Origin of the sequence: Paraglaciecola sp. MB-3u-78, assembly GCF_002835935.1 — a bacterium.
Lineage (GTDB): Bacteria > Pseudomonadota > Gammaproteobacteria > Enterobacterales > Alteromonadaceae > Paraglaciecola.
Map to the genome: position 1 here is coordinate 1 of NZ_PJCF01000053.1, position 762 is coordinate 762.

Annotated in this window: 1 protein-coding gene; it reads right to left on the reverse strand. The window is 46.1% G+C overall.

Features of this window, described 5'->3' with window-relative positions; genetic code table 11:
- Nucleotides 1-52: 52 nt before the first annotated feature.
- Nucleotides 53-334, reverse strand: coding sequence for a hypothetical protein (locus CXF95_RS26280; protein WP_101201410.1), 282 nt, complete (start codon nucleotides 332-334; stop codon nucleotides 53-55).
- Nucleotides 335-762: the final 428 nt, after the last annotated feature.

The window sequence follows — 762 nt, forward strand, 5'->3', positions numbered from 1 at the left end:
ATATCCGTCGCCACCGTATACAACCAGATACGCGGATGGGAAGGCAGCAGCATTATTGGCCCTGTTTCATGCGCAATATCACGCCGCCAGGCAAGGATAATTCCAGTTGCCAGTCATTGTCGTTCACAGTATCCGTTGCTGGCGATGACGATAAGGCAATCCAGGGAGGCAACGTAGTTTCGGGCACAGCAGTGTCTAATCGCTTTCGCCACAGGTAGAAATTGGAGGGAGTAACGTGGTGGCTCACACAAAATTCGGCAACCGTTTGCCCGCTGTGTTGCCAATCGCTAACCAGTTGCTGCCATTGCTGGGGTGTTCGTCTTGTTTTTTTCATCATTATGCTCCGTTGGAATAATGATGAAATCTTGCCGTTGAACCGAGCTAAAAAAAAGACGTGCTATATTGATCGCTTACGCTATAAAGACGGTTGCCCATAAGCTTGCAAGGGCCTGTTTTTATGTATTAAGAGACCAGGTGGAATTTGATGCCAATAAAGCTTTTTGTTAACCAGTTTGGCTAAGGTGATGAGTTATACGCGGGGTTGGTAAAACCATTAGACCTGATTAAACCATCACCTTACCCAATCCAATCCAATGAAGTTGAAAAATGAATATGCCCACACTCATAGCTATAACGGGTTGGACTGTCTTTATTAGGCTGAGCCATAGATCTGTTAACGAGTCGTTTCGCGACTCAGAACTGGAATGAGTGTGGCACTAAAAAATGACTGAGGCGAAAGCCAAGAGCAGTAGCCTTCCATGA

What these genes read in the sequence shown, in the direction of transcription:
- CXF95_RS26280 (WP_101201410.1), bottom strand. Translation starts at nt 334, where the DNA reads ATGAAAAAAACAAGACGAACACCCCAGCAATGGCAGCAACTGGTTAGC.